The sequence below is a fragment of the Paraburkholderia sp. ZP32-5 genome (genome assembly GCF_021390495.1).
In the GTDB taxonomy this organism is placed as follows: domain Bacteria; phylum Pseudomonadota; class Gammaproteobacteria; order Burkholderiales; family Burkholderiaceae; genus Paraburkholderia.
Map to the genome: position 1 here is coordinate 490,011 of NZ_JAJEJP010000003.1, position 22,705 is coordinate 512,715.

A 22,705-nucleotide genomic window follows, 5' to 3' on the forward strand; every position below is an offset into this window, starting at 1 on the left:
TACCGAATAAATATAATGAGGTAGGTGTATTCCCTGGAATGATGAAACCGTCCTTGATGCTTCAAATGAGACCGGTTACATTGAGATCAATGGGCCGCAACGCCGGGCCTTCAATCTCAATCGAAGCAGACATTCCTATGCAACGAATTACCTCTGACGAAGCGGCAAACCTGCTGCGCACCGGCGACTCGGTCGTGATCAGCGGCTCGGGAGGCGGTCATGCGGTCCCCGAAGCGCTGCTTGCCGCGGTCGAGCGACGCTTTCTCGCGGAGCAGCAGCCACGCGATCTGACGTCGATCAGCGTGGTCGGCATTGGCGACCGCGCGGCGCTCGGTGCGAGTCACCTTGCTCATGACGGTCTGCTCAAGCGCGCAATCACCAGCGCGCTGATCGACTCGCCGGGACTGCTGGAGATGGCCGCGCAGGACCGCATCGAGGCCTATACGTTGCCGCAGGGCGTGCTGTCGCAACTGATGCGCGAAATGGCGGGCGGCCGCCCCGGCCTGATCACGAAGACAGGTCTCGATACCTTTGTCGATCCGCGTCAGCAGGGCGCCCGGCAAAGCCCGCGCACCGAAGAGCAACTGGTCGAACTGATCAAACTGGATGGCGAGGAATGGCTGCGCTTCAAGCCTTTCCCGATCGACGTCGCATTTCTGCGCGGCACGACGGCCGATGAAGACGGCAACATCACGATGGAGCAGGAAGCGGTGCTCGGCGAGATGATCGCGATGGCGCAGGCCACGCGTCGCGCGGGCGGCATCACGATCGTGCAGGTCAAGCGAATGGCACGCAGCGGCACGCTGCCGCCGAAGCAGGTGAAGATTCCCGGCATTCTGGTCGACTTCGTCGTCGTCGAAGCGGAGCAGCGGCAAACCTATGCGACCGATTACGACCCGAGCTACGCCGGTGAACTGCGCGTGCCGCTCAGCGAAATCAAGCCGCTGCCGTTCGGGCCGCGCAAGGTCATCGTGCGGCGCGCGGCGATGGAACTGTACCCGTCGGCGGTCTGTAATCTCGGCGCGGGTATTTCGACCGGGCTTTCGACGGTTGCTGCCGAAGAGGGCCTGCTCGATTCGGTGATGCTGACCAACGAGCAGGGGCTGATTGGCGGCGCGCCGATCACCGGGCGCGATTCCGGCGGCGCGCAGAACTTCGCGGCGATGATCGAACAGCCGTCGCAGTTCGATTTCTATGACGGCGGCGGCCTCGATCTGGCGTTTCTTTCATTCGCCGAGGTCGATGCGCACGGTAACGTCAATATCAGCCGCTTCGGCGACAAGATCGTCGGCGTCGGCGGCTTTATCAATATCAGCCAGAACGCGAAACGTGTGATCTTCAGCGGCACGTTGACCGCGGGCGGACTCGACGTGCAGTGGAACGATGGGCGTGCAACGATCGTGCAGGAAGGGCGGCATCGCAAGTTCGTCCGCTCGCTGGAGCAGATCTGCTACAACGCGGCGCTCGCCAACAAGCGCGGTAACTCCGCGCTGTTCGTGACGGAACGCGCGGTGTTCCGCGTGGGCGCATCCGGGCTGGAGCTGATTGAAGTTGCGCCGGGTATCGATATCGAGCGCGACGTCTTCGGGCAGATGGATTTCCGCACTCCGGTTGCAGCGGATCTGCGTGAGATGGATGCGCGCATCTTCGCGCCTGGGTTGATGGGCATCGCCGAAGAGACATCGCGCAAGGAACGTCGCTATCGCTCCGAGCGCGTCGCCGAATGGTATCGGAGCCGTGCATGAACGCGCTGCCTTCGATTAGCGGCAAAACGCGGCTGTATGCGATCGTCGGCGATCCGATCGTGCAGGTGCGCTCGCCTGAAGTGTATTGCGAGCAGTTGGCAAAGGCGGGTATCGATGCCGTGCTGGTGCCGGTCCACATTGCCGCCGCCGACATCCACGACGTGCTGCCCGCCTTGCTGAAGCTGCGCAATCTCGATGGTGTGCTGGTGACGGCGCCATTCAAGGCCGACGCGCTTGCGATTGCCGGTCGCGTGCATCCGCGCGCGAAGCGGGTCGGTGCGGTCAATGCTTTACGTCGCGAGGCGGACGGCACGTGGTTCGGCGATATGTTCGATGGCGAAGGCTTCGTGCGTGGCCTGCTCGCGCATGGCCATCGCGTCGGCGGAAAGCGCGCGCTGCTGATCGGATGCGGTGGCGCGGGCAGCGCAATCGCGGGCGCGCTGATGGATGCCGGTGTGAAGGAAATCACGCTGTTCGATAAGGACGAAGCGCGCGCGTCGACACTGGCCCGGCTGCTTGCGCAGGAATCGCGCAATTGCGAGGTTCGCTGTGGGCCGGCGAGCGCGGACGGCAAGGAGCTGATCGTCAACGCTTCGGTGGTCGGCATGCGGGACGGCGACGGCATGCCGGTCGATCTCGGTCCGCTCGATAGCACGGTGATCGTCGGCGACGTGGTGTTGCGCCCGCAACAGAGTCCCACTGCGTTGATCGCGCACGCGCGCCGATACGGCTGCCCGGTTGCCACCGGAGTCGATATGCACTCGGGGCAGATTGACGCGATTCTCGAGTTTTTTCATATTCGCTAACCGCGTTCATCGCAACGGGAGGCATGGATCATGTCGTTACTAGGTTCCGCGGTCGTTCTGATCTGGAATGACGTGGATGAAACAGCGCGCACGGATTTCTACGAGTGGCACAACAAGGAACATATTCCCGAGCGCCTTTCTCTCGACGGTTTTCTGCGCGGCCGGCGTTATCGCGGTGCAAGCGCGGCGCCTGAATGGCTGACGGTCTACGAGGCTGCTGGTCTGGATACGCTGACCGGTCCTGCTTATCTGGAGCGTCTGAACAATCCGACGCCCGCAACGCAAGCCAACGTCAAGCACTTCCGCAATACTGCGCGTTCGATCTGTCAGATCGAACACACGCGTGGAGAAAGCACGGGCGCTTATGCAATCACGCTGCAATTGCGGGTGGAAGAAGAGTCGGCGGCGCGGCTCATCGGCTTCGTATCCGAGGACCTGTTTCCGCGCATTTTGCAGCGGCCCGATGTGGTTGCCGCGCATCTGTTCGTCGCGGACACCGACGCGAGCAACGTCAAGACCACCGAAGCTCAACATCGCGGTGGCGTATTTGCGGTGCCCTCGCGCGTGCTGCTGATCGAATGCACGACCGAACACGGCGCGAGCGAAGCGGCCCGCGTGTTGAATGCGGTCGACTGGACGCAGTGCGCGGCGGCAGGCGAGTCGGCACAGGCCTATACCCTCGAGATCAGCAGGCTGGGCAAAGCGCGCTGATCCGTATTTCCCCTTTGTTTGCATAACGGAAACCATCATGAAACTGGTACGTTTCGGCAACGTCGGACAGGAAAAGCCTGGTCTGATCGATAAAAACGGCAAGCTTCGCGATCTGTCGAAGCATGTCGGCGATTTCAATCCGGCGTTCTTCGCTGAAAACGGCATCGGGAAGATTCGCGCTGTGGATAGCGCGACGCTGCCTGTCGTCGACGGCAATCCGCGTATCGGCGCGTGCATTTCACGCCCCGGCAACTTTATCGCGGTCGGTCTGAACTACGTTCAGCACGCGATCGAAACCAATGCGCCGATCCCCAACGAGCCGATTCTGTTCAACAAGGCGCCTTCGTGTATCAGCGGGCCGAATGACCGCGTGCTGCTGCCGCTGAAATCCACCAAGGCCGACTGGGAAGTCGAGATTGCGTTCGTGATCGGCAAGCGCGCGCACAACGTCAGCGAGAAAGATGCACTCGGTTATGTCGCCGGCTATTGCGTATGCAACGACGTATCGGAGCGTGCATTCCAGCTCGAACAGGGCGGCCAATGGGTGAAGGGCAAGATGGCGCCGACCTTCGGACCGCTCGGGCCGTGGCTCGTGACCAGTGACGAGATCGAAGACGTGCAGAACCTGCCGCTATGGCTGGAGCTGAACGGCAAGCGGATCCAGAACTCGTCGACGTCCGACATGATTTTCCCGATCAGCAAGCTCGTGTCGTACATCAGCGAATTCGTGATGCTGGAACCCGGCGACGTGATCACGACGGGCACGCCGCCTGGCGTCGGACTCGGTATGAAGCCGGAGAAGTACCTGAAACCCGGCGATGTGATGCGGCTGAGCGTCGAAGGTCTCGGCGTGCAGGAGCAGGTTGTCGGCCGTTGGGGCGATCAGTAGGCGGTAAGCACTAAGCGGTAGCGTCGCCGGCCCGGTGAAATCGATCGCATCAGAACGCGATAGGCTGGGTCGGTCCCTTCAGTGCGGACCGGGGTGAACCGCGATAGTCGATGTTGTCCGGGCGGCGTCCGCGTATCCGAAAGTGACCATCGAGCGATGGACATAAAACGAGGAGACAGACAATGGCGAAGATTTCCAGATCGTGGGCCCATGCGGCCGTGCTCGTGCTGATGAGCGGGCTTTGCGCATCGGCGAGCGCGGACCAGATCGAGGTGCTGCATTGGTGGACGTCGGGCGGCGAGTCGAAAGCGGTGTCGGTGCTGAAACAGGATGTCGAGAAGCAGGGCGTCACGTGGAAGGATTTTGCCGTCGCGGGCGGCGCGGGCAGCAATGCGCTGACGGTTCTTAAAACAAATGTCGTCGCGGGTCATCCGCCCGCGGCGGCGCAACTGAAAGGCCCGTCGATTCATGACTGGGCGGACCAGGGCGTGCTCGTCAATATCGATGCGGCGACGCAGGATTGGGACAAACTGATTCCGTCGCAGGTCGGCAAGTTTCTGAAGTACGACGGTCACTACGTGGCGGCGCCGGTCGAAATCCATCGGATGAACTGGCTGTATATCAACAAGGATGTGCTCGACAAGGTGGGCGGCACACCACCCACGACATGGCCGGAATTCTTCGCGCTCGCCGACAAGATGAAGGCGGCCGGCTATATCCCCGTCGCGCATGGCGGGCAACCGTGGCAGGACGTGAATCTGTGGGAAGGCGTGGTGCTGTCGCAGGGCGCTGATTTCTACAAGAAGGCGGTCGTCGACCTCGATCCGAAAGCGCTGACTTCCGACAAGATGGTGCAGGTGTTCGACACCGTGCGGAAGATCGAAACGTACTTCGACAACAGTACAACGGGCCGCGACTGGAATCTCGCGACGATGATGGTCATCAACGGCAAGGCCGGCATGCAGTTCATGGCGGACTGGGCGAAAGGGGAGTTCGCGAGAGCCGGCAAGGTGCCCGGGAAGGACTATCTCTGCGTGCCGCGCCCGGGAACCGCCGGAAGCTTCATGTTCAATTCCGATTCGCTCGCGTTCTTCTCGCAGAATGGGCAAAACACCGCGACGCCGGCTCAACTGGTGCTGGCAAAAGCCGTGATGGCCCCCGGCTTCCAGGAGCAATTCAGCCTGTATAAAGGCTCGATTCCGGCGCGCATCGGTATTCCGATGGACAAGTTCGACGACTGCGCGAAGCGCTCTTATGCCGACGAACAGGCAGCGATCAAGAGCAACACGATCGTGCCGTCACTCGCGCAGGGCATGGCGCAGACCGAAGCGGTCGCCGGCGCGCTGACCGATGTGGTGACGAAGTTCATGCACTCGAATCAGGACTCGAAGAGCGCGGTGCAGGCGCTGGCGGTGGCGGCGAAGGTCAAGTGACGGTGCTGGCCGCGCTTACTCCGTCAGCGCGGCCGTGACCCGCTCCCGCAACGTCGGCAATACCTCGCCGTCGAACCACGGATTGCGCTTGAACCACGCGATGTTTCGCGGCGACGGATGCGGCAGCGGCATCACCGCCGGCCCAAGCTCGCGCCATCGCACGAGCGTATCCGTCGAAGTCGGTCCAAACGCATCGCCGAGTCCGAAGCGTTGCGCGTACTGTCCGATCAGCAGCGTCAAGCGGATCGAGCGCATATGCGCGAGCAACTCGCTATGCCAGCGGTTCGCGCACTCCGGCCGGGGCGGTAAATCGCCGCTCGCACCGCGGCCCGGAAAGCAGAAGCCCATCGGCACGACCGCGAATTTCGACGCGTCGTAAAAGGTCGCGTCGTCGACGCCGAGCCATGTGCGCAGACGCTTGCCGCTCGCATCGCTCCATGGCACGCCCGACGCATGCACTCGCGCGCCCGGCGCCTGGCCGATGATCAGAATGCGCGACTGTTCGGATGCCGCCAGCACGGGGCGAGGCGCATGCGGCAGCATCGGCGCGCACAGCGTGCAGGCGCGGATGTCCTTCAGCAACAGGTCGAAGGCCGCGGGCTTCGCGGCGCGTGAGGTCGTGGCAGCCATACAAGTGGTGCGATTGGAGTAGGACGGGCAGTCGTGACGGTAGCCGGCTCAGCTTTCCGCTTGAGCCGGATAGATCAGCGTGCCGTCGGGTTGGGGTTGCGCGCCGGGCGTCATCGTGGCGGCGGGCGTGTGATGCGCGTCCATGATGTGCAGCACGGTTTCGCGGTGCATCAACAGATAGTCCGTGATGATACGCCGGTGGCAACGCCACCAGACCGCTTCCGAGCACATGATCGCGCAGCGCTGCCGATGGCCAAGCGCGAGAAGCTGCGCCAGTCCTTCGTGGAACGCGTCGCCCATTGCATAGTCCGCGTAGTTGCGAAAAGCCGGATGCGTCCAGTACGCATTCGGCGACGGCGCATCGTCGCGACGCTTGCCACGGCGGCCGCCCAACGCCGCGACATGCACGTAGTCGATATGCTCGGGCGCGAGCGCCGCCGGCAGCGTGTCGCGATTGAACTGCGGATTGGTGCGCGAGCGCGGGATGCTGCGCACATCCACGAGCAGCGCAATCTCCGGGCCCTTCAGCAACTCGATGAATTCCTGTAGCGGCCGGGTCGAATGACCGATCGTGAAAAACGGGCGTTTCATCATGACCTCGCCTGTGTTGGTGGCGACGATGACGTTGGCTTTGCAACGGTTGAGTGTGCGCGCTGAGATCCATTGCGACCAACGCGACTAAAGCGACTAACGGTCAGCCCCGCCGGGTCGACGCGACACACACCGATCCTCGCAGCACGAATCAGTCCTCATGCTTGCAGGAAAAGGCCCGCCGCTCGACGTACGGGCGAGACCCGTTGCGTGGTTTGCTCGCGATCTCTACAGAACCGCTTCCGCGACGAGCTGCAACGCGGGCGCGAGCTTCAGATACATCTCCGGCCGTTCGAGCGCGTACGTGAGGTTCCGTTGCGCAATCTGCACGTGCTCGGTGGCAAGCGATTGCGCCCGCGCGCCTTCGCCATGCTCCATCGCCTGAACGAGGCTGTGGTGCTGCTGATGCGCGATAAAAAGCCACTGATGCCCTTCCTCGATCGCCGATTGCATCGGCAGCATCGCGCTCGCGGCGGCGAACGGCAGGCGGTTGTTCATATCGATCGCGCGAATCAGCGCCGCGTTGCCCGAGCCTTCGACGATCAGCTTGTGGAAGCGATTGTTCATGTCGGTGTAGCCGGCATAGTCGTCGAGATCGAGTTTGGATTTCGCCAGCAGCCGGTCGCCTGCACGCAGGCATTCGTTCAATGCATTGGCAAGCTGGCGCGGCACGCCATGTTCGGCGACGAGGCGCGCGGCCATTCCTTCCAGATGTCCACGCACGGCAATCGCATCGGCGATTTCGGCCGACGTGATGCGCCGCATCACATAACCCCCCGCGGGCGACGGTTCGACGAGCCCTTCCTGTTCGAGCGTGGTCAACGCGAGCCGGACTGGCGTGCGCGAAGCCTGCAGCCGTTCGGCGAGCGCGACTTCGCCAAGGCGCTCGCCCGGCGCGAATTCGCCCTTCAGTATCAGGTCGCGCAGATAGACGAGTACGCGTTCTTGCTGCGATTCCATTTCTTTCTCCGGTGAAGGGCGGGCCAGCGCGATGTGGTCTGGGTGTGTTGCTGATTGTAGATCAGGCTAGGCGGGCGTGGCAGGGATTGCACACGAAATGTCGATGTGATGTTCTTTGCTGTATGCAACATGTCGATTTCACCCCGGCTGCGCGGAGAATGGTGTGTACCAGGTAAACTCCTGGGTTATGTATGAAACTATAATAAAATCAATGCTTTAATCGAGAAATTTTGAGATGAAACAGCCAGATAAAGATCTGGAGTCGTTGGTGTCCTGCATACACAGATTGAACAAGTGAATTCCTTAGCCTATCCTTCGTTCTCATCAAACGCCGATCTGCATACAGAGATTCGGCGAATGCATTCAATCCAACCGGAGACAGGCCATGATGAGTTCCCAGCAAAACGATACGATCACGCGCGTCGGCAAAGGCACGCCGGCAGGCGAACTGCTACGCAACTACTGGCAGCCGGTCGCGTTGCTCGACGAACTGCCCGCCGAGCGGCCAGTGCGAGCCGTGCGTCTGATGGGCCAGGACTTCGTCGTATTCAGAGACGAGCAGGGCCGCTACGGCATGCTGGATCGCGACTGCCCGCATCGCGGCGCCGACCTCGCGGCGGGCCGTCTCGAAGCAGGCGGCTTGCGCTGTGCGTTTCATGGCTGGCTGTTCGACGTCAACGGGCAATGTCTGTCGACGCCGGGCGAACCCGTCGGCAGCACGCTGTGCAAGAAGGTTCGGCAGAGCGCGTATCCGGTCATCGAGCGCAGTGGCATCCTGTTCGCGTACATCGGCAAGGGCGAACCGCCCGCGCTCCCCAACTTCGACTGCTTCGCCGCGCCGAACGAATACACGTTCGCGTTCAAGGGGCTGTTCGAATGCAACTGGCTGCAGGCGCTGGAAGTCGGTATCGATCCGGCTCACGCGTCGTTCCTGCATCGCTTCTTCGAAGACGAAGACGTCAGCGACAGCTACGGCAAGCAGTTTCGCGGCGCATCGGCGGACTCCGACATGCCGATCACGAAGGTGCTGCGCGAATTCGAATCGCCGGAAATTCTCGTCAGCCCCGCCGACTACGGCTTGCGTCTGATCGCAAAGCGTCCGCTGAACGACGAGCAAACACATGTGCGCGTGACCAACGTCGTATTCCCGCAAGCGTTTGTGATTCCGATGAGCGCGGAGATGACGATCACGCAATGGCATGTGCCCGTCGACGACGAAAACTGCTACTGGTACGCGATTTTCACGAGCTTCGGCGCGCCGACCGACAAGGAACAGATGCGCGCGCAACGGCTGGAACTGTACGAGCTGCCCGACTACACGTCGCGCAAGAACCGTCGCAACAACTACGGCTTCAACGCGAGCGAACAACTGAACGAGACCTACACGGGGATGGGTTTCGACATCAACGTGCACGATCAGTGGGCGGTCGAATCGCAAGGGCCGATTCAGGACCGCACGCGCGAACACCTGGGCACGACGGACAAGGGCATCATCGCGTTCCGCCGGCTGTTGCTCGACGCGCTCGACAAGACTCAGGCGGGCGAGAAGACGCTGATGATGCTCGACGCGCAGCAGGCCGCGCATCTGACAGGCCCGGCGTCGATCGACGGCATCGGCCCGGCCGATGGCTGGGACGACTACTGGAAGGCCTCCGACGTGAAGCGCCGCGCGGCCGCGCCGTGGCCCGCGCCGAAGGTTTGAGCACGCATCCCGCAACCTGAATGGAGCGCGCGGCGCGTCGAGCCGCGCGAATCGACATGTCTTTCGTAGAAAACCATGGCTTGTGGACGGATGCGCAGCACACCGCCTACGCGGATCTGCTCGAACGGCTGAAACAGCACGACATCCAGGTCGTACGTTTTTCGTTTCCCGATCAGCACGGCTTGTTGCGCGGCAAGACGCTCGTCGTCGATGAGGCGATCAAGGCCTTTAAATCTGGCGTGACGTTGACCAGCACGCTGTTTGCAAAAGATACGTCGCATCGCACGGTGTTTCCGGTGTTCACGACCGGCGGTGGCTTCCATATGCCTGAGATGCAGGGCGCCTGCGACACGCTGATGGTCGCGGACCCCGAAACCTTCCGCATCCTGCCGTGGGCGCCGCATACCGGCTGGGTGCTGTGCGACGTCTACTTCACGAATGGGCGGCCGGTGCCGTTCGGCACGCGTCATCTGTTTCGCCGCGCGCTCGATCAGCTCGCCAATCACGGCTTCGAATTCATGTCGGGCCTCGAAGTGGAGTTTCATGTGTTCAAGGTCACCGATCCGCACATGAAGCCCGAGCATTCCGGACAGCCCGGCTTGCCGCCCGAGGTCGAACTGCTGTCGCATGGCTATCAATACCTGACCGAGCTGCGTTACGACGCCGTCGATCATGTGATGGAGATGCTGCGGCGGGGCATCGACGGACTCGATCTGCAGGTGCGCTCGCTCGAAGTCGAGTACGGGCCGAGTCAGTTCGAATTCACGTTCGCGCCGGCCAAGGGGATTCGTAGCGCGGACGACATGATCCTGTTTCGCAGCGCGGTCAAGCAGATCTGTCAGCGCAACGGTTATCACGCGACCTTCATGTGCCGCCCGCGCATTCCGAATGTGGTGTCGAGCGGATGGCATCTGCATCAGTCGCTGGTCAACGTCGGCGATGGCTGCAACGCTTTTATACCGGCCGATGGCAGTGCATCGCTTTCTACAACCGGTCAGCACTATCTGGCAGGGCTGCTTGCGCACGCGAAAGGCGCGACCGCGTTGTCGACGCCGACCATCAACGGCTATCGACGCTACCGGCCGTATTCGAACGCGCCCGATCGCGCGATCTGGGGATGCGACAACCGTGGTGTGATGCTGCGCGTGCTGGGCGGCGCGAACGATCCGGCGACGCGCGTCGAAAATCGCGTCGGCGAGCCGACCGCGAATCCGTATCTGTACTTCGGCTCGCAGGTGCTGTCGGGGCTCGACGGTCTGCGCCGCAAGCTCGCGCTGCCGCCGTCGGCCGATACGCCCTATGAAACGCATGCCGAAGCACTGCCGCGCACGCTCGCCGATGCAATCGACGCGCTGCGTGCCGACGAATGTCTGCGTGAAGGTTTCGGCAGCGCGTTCGTCGATTACTTCTGCGAGCTGAAGGAAGCGGAAATCAATCGCTTCAACCTGGAAGTCACCGAGTGGGAACACCGGGAGTATTTCGAAACGTTCTGATGGTGTTCCCATCGTCAAGGAGAGCAATCATGCCTATCGTCACCTACATTCTGCGCGACGGCGAGCGCCGCGACATCGACGTGCCCGTCGGCACCAGCGTGATGGAAGCGGCGATTCACCACAACGTGCGCGGCATCGACGCCGAATGCGGCGGGTGCCTGTCGTGCGCGACCTGTCATGTGTATGTCGATGCAACATCGACCGCCGAGCTTGCGTCGCCCGATGATTCGGAACTCGAACTGCTCGATGGCGTCGCCGCCGAACGGCGGCCCGAGAGCCGTTTGAGCTGCCAGCTCGTGATGGCGCCCGCGATGAACGGCCTCGTCGTGCAGATTCCGGCGAGGCAGGGCTGACATCATGAAACGCACGCTTGTGATTATCGGCGCGTCGTATGCGGGTGTGCAACTGGCGGCATCCGCGCGCGAACTGGGATTCGATGGCTCGATCCTGCTGCTCGGCGACGAGCCCGACACGCCATATCAACGGCCGCCATTGTCGAAGGGCTTTCTGACTGGAACGGTCGTGCGGGAGCGTTTACCGCTGCGTTCGCAGGCGTTTTTCGACGAGGAGCGGATCCAGTGGATGCCTTCGACGCGCGCTGTCTCTATCGATCGCGACCGGCAGCAAATCGAACTGTACGACGGCACGCGTATCGACTACGACCACCTCGCGCTGACCACCGGCGCGCGCGTGCGCAAGCTCGATTGCCCGGGCGCGGCGCTCGCTGCGGTTCACTATCTGCGCGATTTGCGCGATGCCACGCTGCTTGCTGAAACCGCAAGCAGCGCGCGGCGCGCGGTGGTGATCGGCGGCGGTTATATCGGCCTCGAAGCGGCGGCATCGCTGCGTCAGAAGGGCGTGGACGTGACCGTCGTCGAGACCGAGCAGCGGCTGCTCGCGCGTGTCGCGTCGCCGTGGGTTTCCGAGTTCATGTTGCGGGCACATCAGCAACATGGCGTGCATTTCGAATTCGGGCGCAAGGTAGTGAGCCTGCGCGACATGCACGGTGAGGTTTCAGTTGAACTCGATGACGGTACGGGTCTGCCGTGCGATCTGGTCGTTGTCGGCATCGGCGTGATTCCGAACACGGAACTCGCGGCGGATTGCGGGCTGAAGGTGGCGGGCGGTATTGCCGTCGATGCGTGCGCGCGCACCAGCGATCCGGCGATCGTCGCCGCCGGCGATTGCGCGTCGTTCGTTCCGCATTGGGCGCCAGCGGGCGCGTCCGCATGCCGGATCGAATCGGTGCAGAACGCGAACGATATGGCAAAGACGGCGGCATCGACGCTGATCGGCCGCGCCGAACCGTATCTCGCGTTGCCGTGGTTCTGGTCGGATCAATACGACCTGAAGCTGCAAATGGCAGGCGTGAATACGGGCTTCACCGGCTTTACCGTGCGCGGCAATGTCGAAGAGCGGAAGTTCTCGCTGTTCTACTTCCGCGATGACGCGCTGATCGCCGTTGACAGTATCAACCGCCCACAAGACCATATGCTCGCGCGCAAGCTGCTCGCGAACCGCGCGCCGATTTCGATGCAACAGGCGGGTGATCCTGCGTTCGACCTCAAGGTACTCGCGAATCGCAGTGAAGCAGCGGTGCCTGGAATCGCATGATATGTGCCGCTCCGGTCTGCGGCCGGTGCTTGGCCGGCACGTTTGATTTGTCTCGCGCGAACTATAGCGATCAGAAGAGGTAAGACCATGTCGGCCGATCGTATCGACCTGAATCTGCTGCGCGTCTTCGACGCGATTTTCGAAGACCGTAATCTCGCGCTGGCGGGCAAGCGTCTGAACCTCAGTCAGTCCGCGATCAGCCACGCGCTGGCGCGGCTGCGCGAAGTGCTCGACGACGATCTTTTCGTGCGTACCGGCAAGGGCATGGAACCGACCGTGCGCGCGATCGACATGGCCGCGCCGGTGCGCGCCGCGCTTCAGCAGATCAGGTCGGCGCTGGGCGTCGACCGGTTCGACCCGAGTGTCGCGCAGCGCAAGTTCGTCGTTGCCGCCAACGACTACATCACCGCATTGCTATTGGGGCGGCTCAGTCAGCGCCTGCGCGCCGAGGCGCCGCTGGTGGATCTCGTCGTGCGGCCGTCGACACGGCTCGATCTCGCGGGGCAGATCGATGTCGGCAGGATCGATCTGGCGATCGGTATCTTTGCCGACGTGCCGTCGCGTTTTCGTTCGATGAGGCTGTGGGAGCAGTCGGACGTGCTGCTTCTGAATCGCGAGCATCCGCTCGCGGATCGCGCCATTACGCGCGATGATCTGCTCACATATCCGCTCGTGGCGATTTCACAAGGCGGCGAGGAGGAGGGCGCGGTGAGCGGCTTTATCGTCGAGCGCGGGCTGGCGCGACAATCGGAGATGTTCGATCGCGCCGCACTCAATCGCGCATTCGCCGACACCGCCGAGATGCCGCGCATGCGCATGGCCGTCGCGCATTCGCTGGTGATTCCGGCGCTATTGCGCCATAGCGATATGCTCGCGCTGGTGCCGTCGCCGCTGGGCCGCGAACTCGAACGTTACGGCGAGCTGAAAATGCACGCGACGCCGTATGAATGTCCGAACGTGACGGTGCTTGCCGTTTGGCACGAACGCAACGATGCCGATCCGGCGCTGCAGTGGCTCAGGCAGCAGCTTGCCGATGTCGCTCGGCAGGTGCGAACCTGCTGAGCTGCGCGCGAATGCGCGCGCAACGGTCGGTACTCAATGGGTGGTCGGCTGGATGTCGTAAGAGATGCGTCCGGCCGGCAGGAAGAACAGTGCGATCACCGCACCGCCTTTGGTTTCCGGAAAGTGATGACTGCCCGGCGCCGGCGCGGTCCAGCCGCCGTAGCACCAGCCATTCGGACCGGCGAGCGCGGCACCTTCGTCGAGCGGCACGACCATGTTGAATTCGCCATACGGATGCGAGTGGTAGTCGCCGCGGAAGCTGTTTTCCGGGTTGTTCTGCGTGTTGGCGGTACTGTCCATCAGAACCGCGGTGATGCTGAAGAAGAACGTTTCCGCGCTCGGCGCAACGAGACGCGCACGCCGGTATTGCGGGCCCGCGATTTCAACGTCCGCGGCCCAGCCCTCGTCGACGCCGAGTCTGATCAGCCGGGCGAGATTCTGGTACAGCTCGCTGTCGACGCCATACCGGGTATTCAGCCACTGCTCGACTTCCGTGCTCGTGGTCATGTCCCTGATCTCTTCGAGAAACGGCAGACAGTACGCGACGAGTTGATCTTTGCTGCTGATGGTCTCTGCTTGCGACATGGCGGCTTCTCCTTTGAATTTAGCCCTTGCCTTCAAGATGCCATAGCGGGCGGAGTGAAAGAAGCGAATTTCCTGCACTACCGGATTGCACCGGCTTCATCTGCCGATGTGCGATGTGCGTTCGATAATTCGGTTCGTTCAAGACCGGCTTGAAAACAATTCATCGCCGAAGCGTGCCCGATGAGGGGATGGCGAAATCATCGCTATTGCAGTGGATTTTTCTGTAAAGCTTTGACTCAGGGGCGGTAACTGACGCCGCGATCGTCCGAATGGGAGTGGTAAGTACTTTTCGTCGTTTGCTTGCCGGTCACTCGCCGCTTTGCGGCTTCGGGGTTTCCCCGTTGTCGCGTTGATGGCCGGTCCCTAAGCTGACGGACATCCCTTGTTGCCATCTATCGGCGTGCGCTGCGCGCAGCGCGCTTAATGGACATCGACCTATGAACAACGATCGTTACACTCATCCGGATGCTCGCGTCGTCGACGCGGTTATCCGTTCGCGCCGCGCTGTCAGAGCCTTCAGGCAGGACGCTATCGCGCGCGATGTCGTCGACCAGATTCTCGACGTCGCGCGCAATGCGCCCAGCAACGCGAATACGCAGCCATGGCGCGTCGATGTGCTTGCCGGCCGCGAAAAAGCCGCGCTCAGCGAAGTACTGCGACGTGCTCATGACGAAGACCTGCATCCGCCGCTCAAGTATCTGCCGGACCTGTTGCCCGACACGTTGCGCACGAGGCAGGAGTCGTTCGGCGCAACCTATTACGGCGCGCTCGGTGTGCCGAAGGAAGACTTCCAGCAACGTGCGCGCGTGACCGCCCGCAACTTCGACTTTTTCGGCGCACCAGTCGGGCTGATTTTCTCGATCGACTCGACGTTGACGAAGTTCAGTTGGCTCGACTACGGCATCTTCCTTCAGACCGTGATGATGGCCGCGCGAGCGGTGGGTCTGGATACATGTCCGCAGGTGTCGTTTGCGCGATTTCAGAATGTGATCGCGGAGCACCTCGAACTTCCGTCGGGATTCGAGGTTGTGTGTGGCATGAGTCTGGGGTTGTCCGATTGCGATTCGCCGGTCGGCAGCCTCGAAATGAAGCGCGAGCCGGTGCAGAACTTCGCACGGTTCCGGGGATTCGAGTCGTAGCGCGACGGCATGCGCGGCGCTGATGGCGAGGCCCTCATCGAGAGCCCCTAAGGCCGCGCCTTTGTGTTCCCTTTTAGCCCATCGTCAACACGACCCTGAAACGCGCGTGGCCGCTCATCATCCGGTCGTACGCTTGCGCCGCATCGGCGAGCGGAAATTTTTCGATCATCGGCTTGACGCCGCTGAGCGCGCTGAACGCAAGCGTGTCCTGCGAATCGGCCGAGGTGCCCGACGGCCAGCCTTGCACCGAATTGCGTCCCATGATGAATTGCGCGATCGGCACTTCAACCGGCTCTTCCGAAATGCCGACCATCATCATCTTGCCGTTGAGCCCGAGACCGCCGAGCGCGGCGCTCATCGCCTTGCCGCTCGTCACCGTGGCGAGAATCAGCTTTGCGCCGCCCAGCGCCTGCAGTTTCTCGGCGACGTTTTCCGCTTTGCTGTCGATATAGTGATGCGCGCCCAATTGCTCGGCGAGCGGCGCCTTGTCCTGACCACGCGCGATGGCCACCGTGCGAAAGCCCATCTTGCGCGCGAACTGCACGCCGAGATGGCCAAGACCGCCGATACCGAGAATCGCCACCACGTCGCCGCCGCGCGCGCCGCTATTGCGTAGCGCGTTGAACGTCGTAATGCCCGCGCAAAGCAGAGGCGCGGCGTCGACATCGGACAGATCATCGGGAATTCGCGCCAACGCCTCGACGGGCGCTACCATGTATTCGGCGTAACCGCCGTCGTAGCTGATGCCGGGAATCAGCGCGTATTTGCATAGCACGAAGTCGCCCTGGCGGCAGTGTTCGCATTTGCCGCAATGTCCGCCGTGCCAGCCCACACCGACACGCTGCCCCACCTGCCAGCCGTCGACATCCGCGCCGACGGAATCGATCACGCCCGCGATTTCGTGGCCGGGCACGCGTGGATAGGTCAGACCAGGCCACGCGCCTTCCTTGGTCAGCATATCGCTGTGACAGATGCCGCAGGCCTGAATCCTGATCCGCACGTGACCTTCGCCGGCTTCGGGCACGTCGCGCTCGACGACTTCGAGCGGACCGCCGGCCTGTTTCACTTCGATCGCTTTCATTTTGCGCATGATGTTCTTCCTTTCCAGTGGTGAGCGGGACAAGAGGGGAACACGGGCCGCGTGGGTGAATATTCGAGCGGGAAAACCGGCGCGGCTTGGGACGAAACCAGCACATGATAGTCCGTTCCCGTTCGGCATGCGGACCGAAGCAAACTTGCTTTTTATTTCGATTGATATAGAATCAACCAGATATTGTATCCGTCGATATAAAACGATTGGTCTAGTGAAACCGCAGGTGAACCGTCGGTGTTCGCGGGCCTTTGTGCGCAAGCGCGCGCCGTCAATCGCAACATCGGTTGCAAGAGTCAGGAACCCGTCATGTCCACTCAATCTCCAGCGCTCGGTGTGCTCGACACGCAAACGTTCGATTCGCGCGCCGTCTACGCGACGGTGGCCGGATTCTGCGGCAGCCTCGTCGCGATCGGCCTTGCGCGCTTCGCATACACGCCGCTGATTCCTTCGCTGATCCAGGCGCACTGGTTTTCGGCGTCGCAGTCGGTCACGCTCGGCGCGGCCAACTTCGTCGGGTATCTGATCGGCGCGATGCTCGGGCGCCCGATCGCGCATCGGTTCACGAGTCAGCACACGCTGCGCTGGATGATGCTCGCGGCTTCCGTCGCGTTCGTTGCCTGTGCATTTCCGTTGTCGCTGTCGTGGTTTTTCGTGTGGCGCCTGACGTCGGGCGTGGCGGGCGGCGTGATCATGGTGCTGGTCGCGACGTCGATCCTGCCGCATATTCCCATCGCTCGCCGCGGCTTCGTCAGCGGGATGATCTTCGTTGGACTGGGGGTCGGTATCGCGGCGTCCGGTACCGTGATTCCATGGCTGATGCAATTCGGGCTGCGCACCACGTGGCTGGGACTGGGTGCGCTGTCGCTGGTGCTGACCGCGATCAGTTGGGCGGGTTGGCCACGTGACGACGTGTACACCGTCATACCGCAAACGGATGAACCGGCGGCGCCCACGCACGGCGATGCGGCGCGTACCGCCGGCACGCTGCGGCTGCTATATGCGCAATACGCGGCCAATGCGCTCGGCCTCGTGCCGGCGATGGTGCTGCTCGTCGACTACGTCGCGCGCGGACTGCATCAGGGTGCGGGCAGCGGTGCTCACTATTGGGTGTTGTACGGCGTGGGATCGGTGATTGGGCCGCTCGTGTGCGGGCAACTTGGTGATCGCATCGGCTTCAAGGCGACGTGGCGCATCGCGCTGTTCGTGCAGATCGTAGCGGCGGCGCTGCTGACGTTCATCGGTCATTCGGCAGCGCTGGTCGTCGCTACGTTCGTGACCGGTGCATTGACCTGCGGCATCGTGCCGACGATGCTCGGCCGTATCCGTGAGGTGCTCGCGCACGATCATCACGCGCAGCGGGCCGCATGGAGCCGCGCGACTACGTCGTTTGCGCTTTTCCAGGCGCTCGGCGGCTACGCGTACTCGTTTCTGTTCGCGCATTCGGGCGAAAACTACGTATTGATCTTCGGATGCGGGATGGCGGCACTAACTGTGGCCTTCGTCGCTGATTTTGTCGTTCGTTTCAGGACGCAACCGGTGGTGCAGGCTCAGTCCAGCTACGAGGAAAGGGCATTAAATTAAACGTTAAGCGGGCGTTTTCTGATTACCGGCGCTAGTAAGGGATTGGACGCGCGCTGGGCGAACGCCTTGGGCAGCGTCCATTGCTTTTCTGCTGGATGAGGAGGTGAGTTTTATCGTCGGGCTGACACTGTTTCGAGTTCCGGTTCCGGCGATTACTCGCCGGCCACCGGCAGCAGCCCCAGTTGTATCAACGCCGGCGTAACGGCCCGCACCTGCCAGTCCCGATCGGGATGCACACGCGCGAGCACACGCAATCCCAGCAGCACCGCGAGCAGGTGCTGCGCCACATCGGTCGCCGCAATCTGTGTGGTGATTTCGCCGCTGTTTTTCCCGCCTTCGACGCAGCGCAGAAAGAAGTCTCGTATCTGCGTCAGCTCCGCCGTGATCGCGGCTTTCAATTCGCTATCGCCAGGCGCGGCTTCGAGCGCCGAATTCACCATCAGACAGCCCCGTTGCGCGTCGTCGTCGAGCGCGCGCTGCACCGTTTCGGCAAAGAACGCGGTAATCGCCGCACCGGGCGTATAGGACCCCTCCGCCCGTGCGATACGGTCGCGCAGCGTGGTATCGAGGTAGTAGTCGAGGGCGCGCAGAAACAGTCCGCGCTTGTCGCCGAACGCGTTGTAAAGGCTCGGCTGCGTCAGGCCGGTCGCCTTGACCAGATCGCGCGTCGACGTGGCTTCGTAGCCGCGCGCCCAGAAGGCACCGCATGCCGCTTCCAGCACGCTGATTTCATCGAATTGGCGCGGACGGCCCATGTGTCGCTCCGGGGTAAGGGTGAAACCGTAATTTTAGATCAAGTGATACGGAATGTCCTGACGACAGTGCGCGCGAAGAAAAACTTGATATTCACTGCAAAGTCAAATATATTCCGAGTCAGGAATTTGCGTCGGCGTATCTGATCCGGAGCAGGGCGGTCACATAGGTGGTGTCCGCCCATATTTTGAGCCATATATCTGATAAATCAGATATTGAGTATTTAGCGAAATTCAGCGGGAGTGAAGATGAAGCCATCCAGTCCAGCCGGCGTGCCCATTCCTCTTACCGGCGCGCGCTTCATGATCGGCACGTTCGCAGTCGCGCTCGCGACGTTCATGAACGTGCTCGATTCGTCGATCGCCAACGTCGCGATCCCCACTTTGTCGGGCAACCTCGGCGTGTCGGTCGACGAGGGCACGTGGGTGATCACGTTGTTCTCGGCCGCCAATGCAGTGTCGATCCCTCTGACCGGCTGGCTGACCCAACGCGTCGGCCAGGTGCGCCTGTTCGTGGGGGCGATTCTGCTGTTCGTGCTGTCGTCCGCCGCGTGTGGGCTCGCGCCGAACCTGCCGGTGCTGCTTGTCGCTCGTATCGTGCAGGGCGCGGTGGCCGGGCCGCTAGTACCGCTTTCGCAGGCACTGTTGCTGGCCTCTTTTCCAAAGCAGAAAAGCTCGAGCGCGCTGGCGCTATGGGCGATGACCGCGACGGTCGGCCCGATCGCGGGGCCGGCGCTGGGCGGCTGGATCACCGACAGCTATAGCTGGTCGTGGATTTTCTACATCAACGTGCCGGTTGGACTGTTCGCCGCGGGCGCGATCTGGGCGATCTACCGCGACCGCGAGACGCCCGCGCGAAAGCTGCCGCTCGACAAGGTCGGTCTGTTCTCGCTGATCGTCTGGGTGGGCGCGTTCCAGGTCATGCTGGACAAGGGCAAGGATCTCGACTGGTTCGACTCGCCGGTGATCTGGACGCTCGGCATCGTCGCGCTGATCGCCTTCGCGTTCTTCGTGATCTGGGAGTTGACTCACGATAAGCCCGTGATCGATCTGCGACTCTTTCAGGGCCGCAACTTCCTGGGCGGGACGGTGGCCATTTCGGTCGCTTATGCGGTGTTTTTCGCCAACCTCGTGATCTTGCCGCAGTGGATCCAGGGCTCGCTCGGCTACCGCGCGGTGGATGCCGGACTCGTCACGGCGCCGCTCGGCATCTTCGCGGTGCTGCTCGCGCCGGTGCTCGGCAAGCTGATGCCGCGTTCGGACATGCGCGTGCTCGCGACGCTTGCGTTCCTCGGCTTTGCCGGCGTGTTCCTGCTGCGCTCGCATTACACCACCGACGTAGACCGCTTCACGCTCGTATTGCCGACCTTGCTGCAAGGCATTCCGACCGCGCTGTTCTTCACCCCGCTGACGGCGATCATTCTTTCGGGTTTGCCGCCGGAGAAAATCCCGTCTGCAGCGGGCCTGTCGAACTTCGTACGGATCTTCGCGGGCGCAGTCGGCACCTCGCTGATCAGCACCGGATGGAACGACCGTACGATTTTGCATCACGCTCGTCTCGTCGAGCAGGCGAGCGTCAACAACCCGACCTTCGTCGACGCGCTCGGCAATCTTCAGACCACGCTCGATGCGAGCACGCCGAAGGCGCTCGCGTTCTTCGAGCATTCGCTCGACGCGCAGGCCACGATGCTGGGCCTGAACGACATCTTCTGGCTGTCGGCCGTGATCTTTATCGTGATCGTGCCGTTGATCTGGGTGACCCGGCCGGCGAAAGGCGGTGCCGGCGGTGCCGGCGGTGCGGCCAGCGTGGCGGGGCACTGAAACCCGCCTTGACTTTATCTGACTGTGCAGCTATTGTTAAAGTCAATCATGACGGAGCACGCGATGAATCACTATACCTCGGCCAATTTCAGCATGACCCAGAGCATCGGGTTCGCGCTGACCAAGGCTCGCAATCTTGTCGCAGCGGAAGTCGACACAGCGCTGAAGGATCTGGACATTTCCAGCCAGCAAATGGGCATCGTGCTGTCGCTGCAGCGCGGCATCGCGACCACGCCGTTCGAACTGTCGAAGCTGCTGGGCATCGATACCGGCCTGATGACGCGCATGCTCGACAAGCTGGAGACCAAGGGGTTGCTTGCGCGTTCGCGCAGCGTCGAAGACCGCCGCGTGGTCAATCTGCATCTGACTCGCAAAGGCGAGCAGGTGGCCGCGCAGATTCCCGGCATCGTACCGCCTGTGCTCAATGCGCGGCTGCGTAACTTCAGCCGCGCCGAGTTCGAGGAATTGAAGCGGCTGTTGGCGAAGTTCATCGGCGAGTGATCGGCACTGATCGATGGCGAGGTGAAGTGCGCCTCGCTTTTTTTGAACTAATTATCTGACGAGTCAGAAAATGAAAACTCAGAATTCAACATCGATCCGGCCGATCCGTGTGGTCAGGCTCGCGATGTCGGTGATGTGCGCCGCGATCGTCTCCGCCTGCGCAAACTATGCCGGCATTCATGACGACCGGCAGATCGCGGCGCCGCAACAGTACCAGACGACGCAAAGCCTGCCCGCCGAAAGCGGTCACTGGCCGTCGGCCGACTGGGCGGATCAGTTCGGCGACGCGCAGTTGAAGGCACTGATCGCCGAGGCGCTCACGAGCAGTCCGACGATCGAACAGGCCCGCGCGCGTGTCGCGGCCGCCGAGGCATATGGAGAAACAGCGAAGGCGGGCACGCTGCCGCGCGTCGATGCCGATTACTCGCTGACCCGCACGCAGTACAGCAGCACCGCGCTGATTCCGCCGCCGTATGCGGGCTCGTGGCAGACCGAAAACAAGGGCTTGCTCACTGCGTCCTACGACCTCGATCTGTGGGGCAAGAATCGCGAGGCACTGCGGGCCGCCGTTTCGCAGACCGAGGCGAGCCGCGCGGACGCGGAGATGGTGCGGCTCACGTTGAGCGAATCGATGGCGCGCGCGTATAACCGGCTCGCGCTGCAGTACGCGTTGCGCGACATCGCGCAGCAGGAGGTGACGCGCCGCGAGCAGATCGACCGCATCACCGCGGGCCGCATCGCAACCGGGCTCGATACCGAGGTCGAACGCAAGACCGCGCAGGCCGGACTGGCGACGAGCCGCGCCCGGCTCGCGGCGCTCGACGGCAACATCGTCACGACGCGCTATCAACTGGCCGCGCTGATGGGCGAAGGGCCCGACCGGGGACTCGCGATCGCGCGTCCGTCGCTCGGCACCGGCGACGACGTGCGTCTGCCGGACAACCTGCCCGCCGACCTCGTCAGCCGCCGGCCCGACATCGTCGCCGCGCGTTGGCGCGTGGATGCGCTCACGCACGAAGTGAAGGAAGCGAAGGCCGAGTTCTATCCCGACATCAACCTGAGCGCCGCGATCGGACTCGACGCGTTCGGCTTCGGTCGATTCCTGACGGCGGCGAGCCGCACCGTGAGCGCCGGTCCCGCGATTCATCTGCCGATCTTCGACGCCGGTGCGTTGCGCGCGCAACTGAAAGGCCGCTACGCCGAATTCGATAAAGCGGTGGCCGGCTACAACCAGACGCTCGTCACCGCGCTCAGCGGGGTCGCCACGCAGCTTGCGCAGATCCGTTCGAGCGATGCGCAGCTCGCCGACTCGCAAGCCGCGCAACAGGCCGCGCGCGAGGCCGACGCGCTCGCCGTCACGCAATACAAGGCGGGACTCACGAACCAGCTCACCGTGCTCAACGCCGACATGAACGCACTGGATGCGGACCAGGCGCTCGTGAGCCTGCAGATGAGCCGTCGCGACGACCAGATCGCGCTGGCTGCCGCGTTGGGCGGCGGCTATGTCGATACGTCGAACCCTGCCGTACCGCCAAGCCATTCCGTCGTCGCCGCGCGTTGAGCGGCGCGATTCGTTCAGCACACAGCGTCGAGCAAA

At 62.5% G+C, this 22,705-nt stretch carries 21 protein-coding genes; 15 read left to right on the forward strand and 6 right to left on the reverse strand.

Features of this window, described 5'->3' with window-relative positions; translation table 11 throughout:
- The first annotated feature begins 137 nt into the window (after positions 1–137).
- From L0U82_RS34700 to L0U82_RS34720, 5 genes are all read left to right on the forward strand, one after another.
- The gene (locus tag L0U82_RS34700; RefSeq protein ID WP_233838155.1) at positions 138–1,745 is read left to right on the forward strand and encodes an acyl CoA:acetate/3-ketoacid CoA transferase; all 1,608 of its coding nucleotides are present in this window, start codon (positions 138–140) and stop codon (positions 1,743–1,745) included.
- Positions 1,742–2,551, forward strand: a complete 810-nt coding sequence (locus L0U82_RS34705) for a shikimate dehydrogenase family protein (RefSeq protein WP_233838156.1) — start codon at positions 1,742–1,744, stop codon at positions 2,549–2,551. Before L0U82_RS34700 ends, L0U82_RS34705 begins: the two co-directional genes overlap by 4 nt.
- 30 nt (positions 2,552–2,581) lie before the next feature.
- Positions 2,582–3,262 carry a DUF4286 family protein gene (locus L0U82_RS34710; RefSeq protein ID WP_233838157.1) on the forward strand — a complete coding sequence of 227 codons (681 nt, stop codon included), beginning with the start codon at positions 2,582–2,584 and terminating at the stop codon, positions 3,260–3,262.
- Positions 3,263–3,299: 37 nt separating this feature from the next.
- Positions 3,300–4,151: a fumarylacetoacetate hydrolase family protein gene (locus tag L0U82_RS34715; RefSeq protein WP_233838158.1), complete on the forward strand. Its 852-nt coding sequence runs from the start codon at positions 3,300–3,302 to the stop codon at positions 4,149–4,151.
- A 182-nt stretch (positions 4,152–4,333) separates the two neighbouring features.
- Positions 4,334–5,584, forward strand: a complete 1,251-nt coding sequence (locus L0U82_RS34720; RefSeq protein ID WP_233838159.1) for an ABC transporter substrate-binding protein — start codon at positions 4,334–4,336, stop codon at positions 5,582–5,584.
- A 15-nt stretch (positions 5,585–5,599) separates the two neighbouring features.
- Here L0U82_RS34720 and L0U82_RS34725 read toward each other — a convergent pair whose 3' ends face one another.
- The 3 genes from L0U82_RS34725 to L0U82_RS34735 form a co-directional block, all read right to left on the reverse strand.
- Positions 5,600–6,214, reverse strand: coding sequence for a uracil-DNA glycosylase family protein (locus tag L0U82_RS34725; protein ID WP_233838160.1), 615 nt, complete (start codon positions 6,212–6,214; stop codon positions 5,600–5,602).
- Between the two features lie 48 nt (positions 6,215–6,262).
- Positions 6,263–6,805, reverse strand: coding sequence for a DUF488 domain-containing protein (locus L0U82_RS34730; RefSeq protein ID WP_233839321.1), 543 nt, complete (start codon positions 6,803–6,805; stop codon positions 6,263–6,265).
- A 228-nt stretch (positions 6,806–7,033) separates the two neighbouring features.
- Positions 7,034–7,765: a GntR family transcriptional regulator gene (locus tag L0U82_RS34735; RefSeq protein ID WP_233838161.1), complete on the reverse strand. Its 732-nt coding sequence runs from the start codon at positions 7,763–7,765 to the stop codon at positions 7,034–7,036.
- 385 nt (positions 7,766–8,150) lie between these two features.
- Between L0U82_RS34735 and L0U82_RS34740 the strand changes: the two genes are divergently transcribed.
- The 5 genes from L0U82_RS34740 (at position 8,151) to L0U82_RS34760 (ending at position 13,636) form a co-directional block, all read left to right on the forward strand.
- Positions 8,151–9,467 (forward strand): aromatic ring-hydroxylating dioxygenase subunit alpha, encoded by a 1,317-nt coding sequence (locus tag L0U82_RS34740; protein WP_233838162.1) that lies wholly within the window; start codon positions 8,151–8,153, stop codon positions 9,465–9,467.
- Positions 9,468–9,523: 56 nt separating this feature from the next.
- A complete protein-coding gene (locus L0U82_RS34745) occupies positions 9,524–10,960 on the forward strand; it encodes a glutamine synthetase family protein (RefSeq protein ID WP_233838163.1) in 1,437 nt (478 codons plus the stop codon).
- Between the two features lie 29 nt (positions 10,961–10,989).
- A complete protein-coding gene (locus L0U82_RS34750) occupies positions 10,990–11,313 on the forward strand; it encodes a 2Fe-2S iron-sulfur cluster-binding protein (RefSeq protein ID WP_233838164.1) in 324 nt (107 codons plus the stop codon).
- A gap of 4 nt (positions 11,314–11,317) precedes the next feature.
- Positions 11,318–12,574 carry an NAD(P)/FAD-dependent oxidoreductase gene (locus tag L0U82_RS34755; RefSeq protein ID WP_233838165.1) on the forward strand — a complete coding sequence of 419 codons (1,257 nt, stop codon included), beginning with the start codon at positions 11,318–11,320 and terminating at the stop codon, positions 12,572–12,574.
- Between the two features lie 87 nt (positions 12,575–12,661).
- The gene (locus L0U82_RS34760) at positions 12,662–13,636 is read left to right on the forward strand and encodes a LysR substrate-binding domain-containing protein (RefSeq protein ID WP_233838166.1); all 975 of its coding nucleotides are present in this window, start codon (positions 12,662–12,664) and stop codon (positions 13,634–13,636) included.
- Between the two features lie 33 nt (positions 13,637–13,669).
- Here L0U82_RS34760 and L0U82_RS34765 read toward each other — a convergent pair whose 3' ends face one another.
- The gene (locus tag L0U82_RS34765) at positions 13,670–14,221 is read right to left on the reverse strand and encodes a 4-hydroxylaminobenzoate lyase (RefSeq protein WP_233838167.1); all 552 of its coding nucleotides are present in this window, start codon (positions 14,219–14,221) and stop codon (positions 13,670–13,672) included.
- A 437-nt stretch (positions 14,222–14,658) separates the two neighbouring features.
- On the opposite strand from L0U82_RS34765, the gene L0U82_RS34770 reads away from it, so the two are divergent.
- On the forward strand, positions 14,659–15,360 hold the full coding sequence (locus L0U82_RS34770) for a nitroreductase (protein ID WP_233838168.1): 702 nt from the start codon (positions 14,659–14,661) through the stop codon (positions 15,358–15,360).
- A gap of 73 nt (positions 15,361–15,433) precedes the next feature.
- Here L0U82_RS34770 and L0U82_RS34775 read toward each other — a convergent pair whose 3' ends face one another.
- Positions 15,434–16,450 carry an alcohol dehydrogenase gene (locus tag L0U82_RS34775; protein ID WP_233838169.1) on the reverse strand — a complete coding sequence of 339 codons (1,017 nt, stop codon included), beginning with the start codon at positions 16,448–16,450 and terminating at the stop codon, positions 15,434–15,436.
- Between the two features lie 309 nt (positions 16,451–16,759).
- On the opposite strand from L0U82_RS34775, the gene L0U82_RS34780 reads away from it, so the two are divergent.
- A complete protein-coding gene (locus L0U82_RS34780) occupies positions 16,760–18,034 on the forward strand; it encodes a YbfB/YjiJ family MFS transporter (RefSeq protein ID WP_233838170.1) in 1,275 nt (424 codons plus the stop codon).
- A gap of 152 nt (positions 18,035–18,186) precedes the next feature.
- Here L0U82_RS34780 and L0U82_RS34785 read toward each other — a convergent pair whose 3' ends face one another.
- Positions 18,187–18,789 (reverse strand): TetR/AcrR family transcriptional regulator, encoded by a 603-nt coding sequence (locus tag L0U82_RS34785; RefSeq protein WP_233838171.1) that lies wholly within the window; start codon positions 18,787–18,789, stop codon positions 18,187–18,189.
- A 246-nt stretch (positions 18,790–19,035) separates the two neighbouring features.
- Here L0U82_RS34785 and L0U82_RS34790 point away from each other — a divergent pair, with 246 nt between their 5' ends.
- From L0U82_RS34790 to L0U82_RS34800, 3 genes are all read left to right on the forward strand, one after another.
- A complete protein-coding gene (locus L0U82_RS34790) occupies positions 19,036–20,607 on the forward strand; it encodes a DHA2 family efflux MFS transporter permease subunit (RefSeq protein ID WP_233838172.1) in 1,572 nt (523 codons plus the stop codon).
- Positions 20,608–20,670: 63 nt separating this feature from the next.
- A complete protein-coding gene (locus tag L0U82_RS34795) occupies positions 20,671–21,108 on the forward strand; it encodes a MarR family winged helix-turn-helix transcriptional regulator (RefSeq protein WP_233838173.1) in 438 nt (145 codons plus the stop codon).
- A 70-nt stretch (positions 21,109–21,178) separates the two neighbouring features.
- Entirely contained in the window at positions 21,179–22,669 is a 1,491-nt protein-coding gene (locus L0U82_RS34800) for an efflux transporter outer membrane subunit (protein ID WP_233838174.1), read from the forward strand.
- Positions 22,670–22,705: the final 36 nt, after the last annotated feature.